General features: G+C 73.8%; 6 protein-coding genes. 1 reads left to right on the forward strand and 5 read right to left on the reverse strand.

What is annotated here, in order from left to right:
- Window positions 1-257 precede the first annotated feature (257 nt).
- The 5 genes from CCN56_RS30395 to CCN56_RS30415 all read right to left on the reverse strand — a co-directional run bounded on the left by CCN56_RS30395 (window position 258) and on the right by CCN56_RS30415 (window position 8,565).
- Entirely contained in the window at window positions 258-1,337 is a 1,080-nt protein-coding gene (locus CCN56_RS30395) for a HAMP domain-containing sensor histidine kinase (RefSeq protein ID WP_086831151.1), read from the reverse strand.
- Window positions 1,330-2,025, reverse strand: coding sequence for a response regulator transcription factor (locus CCN56_RS30400; protein ID WP_086831152.1), 696 nt, complete (start codon window positions 2,023-2,025; stop codon window positions 1,330-1,332). Before CCN56_RS30400 ends, CCN56_RS30395 begins: the two co-directional genes overlap by 8 nt.
- Before the next feature lie 92 nt (window positions 2,026-2,117).
- On the reverse strand, window positions 2,118-2,822 hold the full coding sequence (locus CCN56_RS30405; protein ID WP_086831153.1) for a VanZ family protein: 705 nt from the start codon (window positions 2,820-2,822) through the stop codon (window positions 2,118-2,120).
- A 203-nt stretch (window positions 2,823-3,025) separates the two neighbouring features.
- Window positions 3,026-5,542 (reverse strand): discoidin domain-containing protein, encoded by a 2,517-nt coding sequence (locus CCN56_RS30410; RefSeq protein WP_256962250.1) that lies wholly within the window; start codon window positions 5,540-5,542, stop codon window positions 3,026-3,028.
- A gap of 242 nt (window positions 5,543-5,784) precedes the next feature.
- Window positions 5,785-8,565 carry an AAA family ATPase gene (locus tag CCN56_RS30415; RefSeq protein WP_179200035.1) on the reverse strand — a complete coding sequence of 927 codons (2,781 nt, stop codon included), beginning with the start codon at window positions 8,563-8,565 and terminating at the stop codon, window positions 5,785-5,787.
- 205 nt (window positions 8,566-8,770) lie between these two features.
- Between CCN56_RS30415 and CCN56_RS30420 the strand changes: the two genes are divergently transcribed.
- On the forward strand, window positions 8,771-10,256 hold a 1,486-nt coding region (locus tag CCN56_RS30420), incomplete at its 3' end, for an ATP-binding protein (protein ID WP_143664668.1).

A 10,256-nucleotide genomic window follows, 5' to 3' on the forward strand; every position in this document is an offset into this window, starting at 1 on the left:
CGCGGTGCGGATCATGACAACAGAATGACTCGAAGCCGAGATCGCTCTCCTCCGATTCAGAGGCGTCGAGCCCGCATCGCCCCGCGAGCACAGCGCCGCCCGGATCGGCCGCGTCTCTCCGCCCCCTCAGAAAGCACGTCGAGCCGTGCCGCCTGTGGGGGAAAGCGAGGACATGCGGTTTCCCCAAAGAGTCATGGGGAGTTGGGCGGGATCGCCGCCCACCCGTTCACAGACATCCGCAACACCCTTGAAAAGCCCTACGGCGTGCCGGGGAGCCGGACCGTGACGACGAGACCACCGGCGGGGCGGGGGGCGAGGTCGAGGGTCCCGCCGTGGGCGCGGACGATGCTGTGCACGATGGCGAGACCGAGGCCGACACCGGCGTGCTCGTCGGTGCGGGCCCGTTGCGTGCCGCGCTGGAAGGGTTCGGTGAGGGTCGGCACCAGTTCCGGCGGGAGTGGATGCCCCGTGTTCTCGACCCGCACCACGCTCGCCCCGCCCCGGGCTTCGGTGCGGACCGTCACGGTGCCACCGGCGGGGAGGTTGTGGACGACGGCGTTCTGGACGAGGTTCGTCACCATCCGCAGCAGGAGCTCCGCGGAGCCGTCGGTCCGTGCGGCTCCGCCGGTGACGTCGAGCGCGATCCCGCGCTGTTCGGCGAGGGGAAGGAGGGTTTCGGCGGCCTCTTCGGCGACGAGGGAGAGGTCGACGCTCTCGCGGTGGATGTCCCCCCGGTCGCTGCGGCTGAGCAGCAGGAGGGCCTCGGTGAGGTCGATCGCGCGCGTGTTCACCACCTGCAGGCGTTCCAGGAGTTCGCCCCGGTCCCGCGTGGGGTCCCTGCGGGCGACGTCGAGCAGTGTCTGCGAGATGGCCAGCGGGGTGCGCAGTTCGTGGGAGGCGTTCGCGGCGAACCGTTGCTGCTCGGCGACGTGCGACTCCAGTTGTTCGAGCATGGTGTCGAACGCGTCGGAGAGTTCACGGAACTCGTCCTGTCGGCCTTTCATACGGATCCGGTGGGACAGCGATCCGTTCCCGGCCGCCCGTGCCGCGGCCGTGATCCGGGTGAGCGGTGCGAGCATCCGGCCTGCGAGGAACCATCCCCCGACGAGGCCGAGGACGAGCAGGACGGCCATCGCCACGGCCGCGGCGGGGGCGAAGGTGTGCACGAGGAGGTAGCGGTTGGGCGAGATCCCGAGAAGGCCCTGCGAGTTGTCGGGGACGTAGCGCAGCAGGAACCCCCACACCACGGCCAGCAGGAGGGCGCCGGCGACCGCGAGGAACCCGGCGTAGCTGAGGGTGAGTTTCAGTCGGACGCTGTGCCCTGGACGCCTAGGCATGCGTACCGCCGCCGTGGGCGGAATCCGGACCGGTGTCGATGCGGTAGCCGACGCCCGGCACCGTGGCGATGATCCAGGGTTCGCCGAGCCGTTTCCGCAGTGCGGAGACGGTGATGCGCACGGCGTTGGTGAACGGGTCGGCGTTCCCGTCCCAGGCCCGTTCGAGGAGCTCTTCGGCGCTGACGACCCCGCCGTCGGCGGCGACGAGGACGTCGAGGACGGCGAACTGCTTGCGGGTGAGTGCGACGTAGCGTCCGTCGCGGAAGACCTCCCGGCGGAAGGGGTCGAGCCGCAGGCCGGCGATCTCACGGACCGGGGGCCTGGCGTGCGCGCGCCTGCGGTCGAGCGCCCTCAGCCGCAGGACGAGCTCCCGCATCTCGAAGGGCTTGGTGAGGTAGTCGTCGGCGCCGAGCCCGAATCCGGACGCCTTGTCGTCGATCCGGTCGGCGGCGGTGAGCATGAGGATCGGGATGCCGCTGCCGGAGGCGACGATGCGCCGGGCGACCTCGTCGCCGGAGGGGCCGGGGATGTCGCGGTCGAGGACCGCGAGGTCGTAGGAGTGGACGCCGAGCAGCTCCAGGGCGGTGTCGCCGTCGCCCGCGATGTCGGCGGCGATCGCCTCAAGGCGGAGGCCGTCACGGACGGCTTCGGCCAGGTAGGGCTCGTCCTCCACGATCAGTACGCGCATGCCCGAAGCCTAAGCACCACGGCGTGCGGCCGGGGTGTACGAGGGCGTGTACGGGGACATGTGCGGGGCCGCGTACGCACCGGACACCCGGCTCAGCCCGCCGGTGCCGGCGCGGGGCGAGGCCGGTCCGACGGCTCCGTCGCCGCACTGCGCCACCAGCGGCGCGAGGCCAGTGCGGCCAGCAGGGCGCCGGCGGCGTTGACCAGCACGTCGTCCACGGAGGACACCCGGTCGAGGCGGAGGACGTACTGCGCGGTCTCGACCAGGACCGAGCAGCCCGCCCCGAGCGCCAGGATCCGCGGCACGGACGCCACCGCCGCGAACCGCATCGGGGCGAAGAACCCCAGCGCCGCGAAGACCAGCAGGTTGCCGACGATCCCGAGCGGCCCCATGGTGGCCAGGTCCCGCAGCGGGACCAGGCTCACCCGGCCGGGGACGGTGCCGGCCCCGGCGCCCGGCATCAGGGTCAGCCACAGGAACGGCACCGTCCCGTGGACCATGCCCACCTCGGCCAGCGACCTCCGCCACGCCCACGGGACGCCGTCGGCACGCCGACGGTGCGCCAGCGCCCCCACCACCAGTACGGCCAACGGCAGCGCGACCAGCGTCATGAGCACCACGCCGTTGAACGTGTCGAAGCAACCGTGCCACCGCCCGGCCATGCACCTCGGAGCGGACATCAGGAGCGGCCCCCGCATGACGAACGCGGCGCCCGCCAGGGCGAGGACCGCCAGGGCGAGGACCGCGATCCCGCGCGAGCGGCGGGGCGGCACCGGCAGGGATGCGTCGTGGTTCATACCTCCAAGGGGAACCGGAGGGCCGTTGCGGCGGCGTATGCGGTTTTCGATACGCCCGCGATACACCCCCCGCATCGGGGAACCGGCGCGAGCCGGGGGGCGGCGTCCTTCCTGGCGGCATGGTGCCGCCTCCGGCCGTGGACGGTGACGCGGCGGTACGGGCGAGCCCGTACCGCCGCGGAGACGGTCGAGGTGTCGTGCCGTCAGGAGACGGTGATGAACCGGGCGACGCTCGGCACCCCGTGGGCGTCGAGGGCGAAGAGCATGTAGGTGCCCGGCAGGACCACACCCTTGTCGGCCGGGAGGGACACCGCGTACGTGCCGGTCCCCGTGGCCGTGGAGGCCAGCGGGACCCGCCGCTGGTCGTTGTCCGTGGAGTGGGTCGCGGCCGCGGCCCGCATCAGGACGAAGGAGGCCACCGGCCCCCCGGTGGTGACGGTGAGCGAGGTGCCGGCGGCGGCCCTGGGCGGTACGCCGCCGGTGATCACGGGACGCGGCTTGGGCGAGCCGTCCTCGTCGAGGAGGTACGGCGGGGTGAACACGGCCCCGTCGGCGTGGTTGGTGGCGCAGTCCCCGCACAGGCCGCCGCCGCCGGAGAAGATCCGCCCGTCGGGCAGCAGGTTCGCCACGCTGTGGTAGTTGCGCGGGATGGCCATGCTGGCGAGCGGGGTGAAGCGTCCGGTCGCCGGGTCCCACAGCTCGGGGGTCAGCACGGACGTGGCGTCGCTGAACGGCACGGGGTACGCCTGCCCGCCGAACACGGCGACCTTGCCGTCGGGCAGGACGACGCTGTTGCCGAAGGCGCGGGCGTGGCCCATGTCGCCCGTGCGCGCGGCCTTGGCCTGACCGCCGTCGATGCTCACGGTGTACGCGCGCCGGGTGGCGGGCGTGTTCTCGTACGCGGGCGAGCCTCCCAGGGTGAGCAGTTTGCCGATGTCGTACGCGACGGCGTTGCCGGTCATGGCGTCCTGGCTGTCGGCCCGGGTGCCGGCGGAGGTGATGCTCCCGTTCCCGCCGGTGGTGATCCAGTTCATCTGCTTGCTCGGGCCCAGCTGGAGCACCTTGCCGCCCGAGGTGGCGTACAGCCACATGTGGTTGTCGGCGCGGTAGGCGCCGCGCGGGTCGGCCGTCATCGCCGGGACGGCGGGGACGCCGGGGAGCTTGCGCCAGGTGCCGGTGTCCGGGGACCAGACCTCGCCGGACTTGTCGCCCGCGGCTCCGCTCCAGGATCCGCCGAGGACGAAGGCCTCGCCGGTGGAGAGCAGGGTCATGGCCTGGTAGCCGCGGGCGATGTTCATGTCGCTGGTCGCGGACCAGGCGTCGGTGGCCGGGTCGTAGATGCTCGCCTTCTCCGCGTTGCTGCCGCCGGTGACCAGGACCCGGCCGTCGGCGAGCATCGCTATGCCCGGGCAGAACATGTCGTGGCCGGTGTTGTCGATGCGGCGCTGGGTGACCCTGCCCGTCTTCAGGTCCAGGATCGCGGTCTGGGTGTATCCGTTGCTGCCGCCGAAGCGGTCGATCGCGTACGCCGACCAGGCCAGGAGTTTGTCGCCCGGCAGGACGGCGGTGGCCACCGGCACCAGGGGGAAGCCGGTGATGCGGCTCCAGGAGCCGTGGGCCGCCGGGTTGGCCGGTCCGCTCAGGCGTATCTCGGCGGCGGAGGTCCAGGGCCCGCGGTTGCCGGCCTCGCCGGTCACGGTCAGGCGTATGAAACGGGCGTTGCTCACGCGGGTGAAGGTGGCGGTCTTGACGGTGTCGTCGTCGCGCCAGGTGCCCGAGGAGACCGGTGCGCCGAAGGTGGTGCCGTCGGTGCTGGTGGTGACGGTGTACGCGCCCGCGCGGCCGTTGGGGCCGTCCTTGCGGGGCTGGTAGACCAGGGCGGAGACGGCCGTCGTGCGGTGCGTGTCGACGGTGATGCTGTGCGGCAGCGGGGCCGGGGTCCCCGACCACCTGCTGTGCCAGATGGTGGCGGCGTCGCCGTCGAGGACGTTGGCCGCGCGGCCGTTCTCCTTGACGGTCTCCTCGTCGCTCGCCGTGGCCGTCCATCCGGTCCGGGGCAGGTCGACGGTGGCCGCCGGGGTTCCGGGGTCGCCGAGGAGGTCGATCTCCGAGGCAGAGGTCCACGGGCCGCGGTTGCCGGCCTCGGTGACGGCGGTGAGCCGGACGAACCGCGCGCCCTGCGGGGCGAATCCGAGGGTCTTGGCGGCGGTGTCGTCCGCGAGGGTGCCGGTGGCGACCGGACCGCCCCAGTTCCGGCCGTCGGTGCTCACGTGGATGCGGTACTCGCCGACGCGTCCGTTGACCCCGGTGGCGCGGGGCTTGTAGACGAGCGCCGAGACCACCGCCGTGCGGTGCATGTCGACGGTGATGCTGTGCGGCAGCGGGGCGGGGGTGCCCGTCCACTTGCTGTGCCAGATGGTGGCCGTGCTGCCGTCGAGGACATTGGCCGCGCGGCCGTTCTCGCCGACGGTCTCCTCGTCGCTCGCCGTGGCGGTCCATCCGGTCCGATCGAGCACGGGGGCCATCGGCTCCATGGCGTTCGCCGGTGCCACGCCGTGGTGCGGCGCCGGCGGAGGCGTCGGACCGACACCCGCAGCCCCCGTGCTCGCCACTCCGAGCCAGGGAGTGAGCCCGACGAGCAGCGAGCCGAGGGCGAAGGCGATGAGCAGGGGGGAGCGCCGGAATGCTCCGGCAAGGGCGCGGATGCGTCTGGACTGCAATCGGACCTCCTGGGCGAACCGTGAACCGCTGCGGACCCCAAGAACATAAGTCAGACCGGATCAACTCGACCGCGAAACGGGGGAGTTGGCGCGAACCCACGCCAACCGGACGCGGAGCCCCCTCCTCCGCCGGCCCCGGACCCGACGGCGGGGGTCACCGCCTTCGCGCCCGGATGCCGGACCACCGGTCGACGGCAACGCGGCTTCGTGGGCCTGCCGGGCCCGTGCTCACCTCGTGCGTTTCACCGGCCCAGTACGTCCCGCAGCTGAGCACGCCCCGTGATGCCGAGCTTCGGGAAGATCTTGTGCAGGTGGAAGCCGATGGTGCGGGGGGACAGGTAGAGCCGGGCACCGATGTCGCGGTTCGTCAGCCCCTCGGCCGCCAGTTGGGCGATCTGCAGCTCCTGCGGCGTCAGGCCGGCCACGGCCTCCGGGGCGGTGGCGTCCGTCACGGTGACGCCCGCCGCGCGGAGTTCGGCGGTGGCACGCTCGGTCCACGGGCGGGCGTCGAGCCGTTCGAAGACCTCCAGGGCGGCGGCGAGCAGCGGGCGCGCCTCCGCCGCACGGCGGCGGCGTCGCAGCCATTCGGCGAAGTCCAGCTGGGCGAGCGCGCGTTCGAAGGGCCAGCGGGCGCCCGCGGGGTCGGCGAGGGCCGAGAGGAAGTGCGGCTCGGCGTCGTCCGGTGGGCTCAGGAGGGCCGTGGCACGGTGCACGATCGCGTCCAGGCGGCTGGAGCGGGGTGTGCCCAGGACGTCCTCGACCGCTCGGAGCACGGCGCGGGCGTCGTCCGCCTGGCCGACGCGCACGGCGGCCGCGGCCAGATCGGCGAGGTGGTGGAGGGAGGCGTGGTGGTGCACGGGGGCGGGGGTGGAGTCCTGGGTGAAGACGCGGCGGAGGTGCTCGTACGCCGCCCCGTGGTCTCCCTCGGCGAGCGCCGCCATGCCGAGGGCCTGGCAGTGGCGGACGTACAGGCTGCGGGACTTGCTCAGCTCGATGCCGCGGACGGCCTCGGCGGCCCGCTCCCGCGCGCCGGTGTGGTCGCCGCGCAGGGCGCGCAGCGTGGCCTGGAGGATCGGGGCGCCCACGGCGACGTTCTCCGCCCCCGCTTCCGCGGCCAGGGAGAACGCCTCCTCGGCCGCGGATCCGGCGGCCGTCCATGCTCCGCTGTCGAAGAGGGCGAGGGCGAGGGCCTGGGTGACCGTGCAGTTGGTGCCGGCCGTGGCGGTCGGGCGGAAGTGGTCCATGGCCCGGCCGAGGAACCGTATGGACAGGTCGGTCTCGTCCAGGATCCACGCGGTGGCGCCGAGCACGATGAGTTCGCCGAGCGTGGTGGGATCCCCGAGCGGGCCTTCCCACGAGGGGCCCGCCACGTCACGCAGGCGCCGCAGCGCCGCCTCCCGGTCCGTGAAGGGGTCGGCGACCGCCTCCACCCACAGTCGGTCGATCCGGTCCGGCTGCGGGGGGATCAGATCACCGATGCGCCGGAGTTCGGCGCGGTGGAAGGGGTCACCGGAGTTGTAGGCCGGGGTCGCCGCCGTTCCCAGCGCGTCCAGCGCCAGAGCGGGCGCGGCGGTGGCCATGGTTTCGGCCACGGGCAGCAGGAATCCGAGGGCGTCCTGGTGGCGGAGCGTGACGGCCAGCGACCAGCCTCCGCACAGGGACGCCTCGGCGAGCAGCTTGGGATCCTGTGTCAGGGTGCCCACGCGGGCCGCGATCTCGCCCACCCACTGGGGGTACCCGGCGTACATGGCGGAGACGGCGGCGGCGAGCAGACGTCCGGCGCGGCGCTCCGCGTCCGGGGTGAGCTCGGCCGAGCGTTCGAGGGCGGTGGCCGCAGCCGCGTATCCGCCGCGGCGCCGGGAGCGTTCGGCGCTCTGCGCCAGGGCGTCGGCGACCTCCTCGTCCGGGCCGAAGGCCGCCGCGGCCAGATGCCAGGCGCGGCGGTCGGGTTCGTGGGCGAACGCGGCGGCGAGCGCCAGATGGGCCTCACGGCGGTCGGCGAAGGAGGCGGCCTGGTGGACCGCGAAACGGATCAGCGGGTGACGCAGCCGGACCTCGCCGTTCTCGACCCGCACGAGCCCGGCCTCCTCGGCCGGCCGCCAGACCTCGGGATCGTCCAGGCCCGGGACGGCGTGCAGGACGTCGGAGAGCCGGTCCGTGCCGGCGGCCGCCGCCAGGAGCAGCGCATGGCGGGTCTCCTGCGGAAGGCCGGGCAGGTCGGCCGCGAACAGACGCTCGAGGCGGGTGGTGAGCGGGAGGGCTTCGATCGCGCCGGGCCGCTGGAGGCCCGGCCCCTTGGCGAACGCCCGCGCGAGTTCGATGAGGGCGAGCGGGTTCCCGGCGGCCTGTTCGATGATCTGGGCGCGGGCCTTGCCCCGCGGCGGATTCGGCTGCTCGTCGAGGAGGAGACCCGCCTCCGCCCCGTCGAGGGGGCCGGTCGCCAGATGGGGGAAGTCCCGGTCGAAGCGCGCCGGCACCGACTCCTCCCGTGCCGCGAGCAGCAGGGCCATCCGTTCGCCCTCCAGACGCCTCGCGACGAACGCCAGCACGTCCAGGGAGCCGACGTCCAGCCACTGGGCGTCGTCGACGACGATGAGCAGGGGCCGTTCCGTCGCCGCCTCCGAGAGCAGGGTGAGCACGCCGGACCTGATCACGAGCGGCTCGGGGACCTGCCCGCCGTCGCCGTCGTCCATGCCGAACGCGTGCCGCAGGGCGTCGCGCTGACGTGCCGGCAGCCGGTCGACGTCACGGAACACGGGGCTCAGCAGCTGGTGGACTCCCGCGAAGTCGAGGCCCTGCTCGCCCTCGCAACCGCGTACCCGGAGCACCCGCCTGCCGCGCACCGCGGCCACGTCGACGGCGTGGTCGAGCAGGGTGCTCTTGCCGGCGCCCGGCTCACCGGTCAGCACGAGCACCTTCGGGCCGGGACCGTCCGCGCTCTCGACCAGTCTGCCGATCCACTCCAACTCGCGTGCCCTGCCCCGGATACCCCGCGTTCGTGCCTCGACGGCGCCGACGTCCATGCTCTCCCTCGTCCGCCTCACGGCCGCCCCGGACCGCCCAGTGGAGCGAGGTCGGCCGCGAACTCCCTGCTCACAGCGTTGACACCATCCTGCCAGGCCCTCCTCCGGCATGACTGGTCACATGACAGAAGCGGCCCGCTCCCCCTCCTGACAGCATCCCGGCAGGGGCGTGAACCAGTCGCCCCGCTCGGGGAGTCGGAGTGCGATGACGGAGTTCGAAGCGGGACGCGCGGCGGTGCCGATCGGCCGTGACGAGGAGATCGACCTGATCCGGCGCTGCCTCGACGTACGTTCCGGACCGCGGGCTCTGCTCGTGCTCGGGGAGACCGGCACCGGCAGGTCGCGGCTGCTGCGGTTCGCCGAGGAGACGGCCTCGGCGCGCGGGGCCCCGGTCCTCGCGGCGCGGGGCCGGGGCGGGGACGAGCCGGCACCGTTCAGCTCGCTGCACCGGCTGCTGCTGCCGGTCCTGGACGTGCCGGACCTGTTCCCGGAGGACCGGTGGCCCGGGTTCCGTACCGCCTTCGAGCCGGGTGCGGGAGCCGGGCCGCAGGAGCGGCGCGCGCTCGGTGCCGTCACGCTCGCGGTGTTGACCCGACTCGCGCGGACGAACCCGGTGCTGGTGGCGGTGGACGACGCCGAGGACTGCGACGACGCCTCCTTGGAGGTCCTGTTCTCCGTACGGCGGCAGCTCACGAACCAGGCGGTGACCATGCTGTTCACCGCGCGCGGCGAGGCTCCCCCGACCGGATTCCCGGCCGATCTTCCCGCCCTGAGGCTCGGCCCGTTGTCCCCCGCGGCGGCGGCCCGGCTCCTGGACGCGCAGCCGGACGCGCCTCGGGGGCGGCTCCGGCTCGAACTGCTCCGGAAGGCGGAGGGCAACCCGCTGGCGGTCGTCGAGCTGAACCGGGCGACGCGCGTCGGCGCCGGGCCGGCGCCGGCCCCGGGGGCGCTCGCCCCGCGTCTGGACGCCCTCCCCCAGGACACCCGGCGCGCGCTGCTCCATGCCGCTGCCGCACTGCGGGAGGAGGAACTCCCCGTGGTGATGGCCGCCCTGGGAACCGACGACCTCACCGTGTGGACCCCGGCGGAGGAAGCCGGTCTGATCAACATCGCCGACGGTCGTCTCGCGTTCGGTCATCCGCTGACGCGTGCGGCGGCGTTCCACCGGCAGCCCGCGAAGCTGCGGCAGCGCGCCCATCGGGACCTGGCGGCGGCGGAGGGCCAGAGTCCGGCGTACCGGGCCTGGCATCTGGCCGCGGCCTCGATCGGCCCCGACGAGGCGGTGGCCTCCGCCCTGGAGCGGGTGACCGCCGTCCACGCCCTGCACGTGGGGGACCGCTTCGCCGCGGCGAAGGCACTGGAGCAGGCGGCGCGGCTCAGCGGGAGCGACGAGGACCGGGCCCGCCGCCTCGCCGCGGCCATGGCGGCGGCGAGTGATCTCGGCGATCCCGAGTGGGTCCGCGACCTGTACACGGAGTTCTCCCGGGTCGACCGCGACCCGGACCTGCGGTGCGTCGCCGCCTGCGCCATGGCCGGCGCACTGGCCCTGCTCTCGTTCCAGCGGGAGGCGTTCGGGCTCCTTCTGGACACGTGGCGGCACTCTCCCCCGCGTACCGCCGCCGCGTCCTTCGCGCTCACCGCCCTCGCGGCGGCGATCGCGCACCAGTCCGGTCTGCCGGAGCACCGGGAGG

This window comes from Streptomyces sp. NRRL B-24572, from assembly GCF_002156145.1.
GTDB classification, from domain to species: domain Bacteria; phylum Actinomycetota; class Actinomycetes; order Streptomycetales; family Streptomycetaceae; genus Streptomyces; species Streptomyces vietnamensis.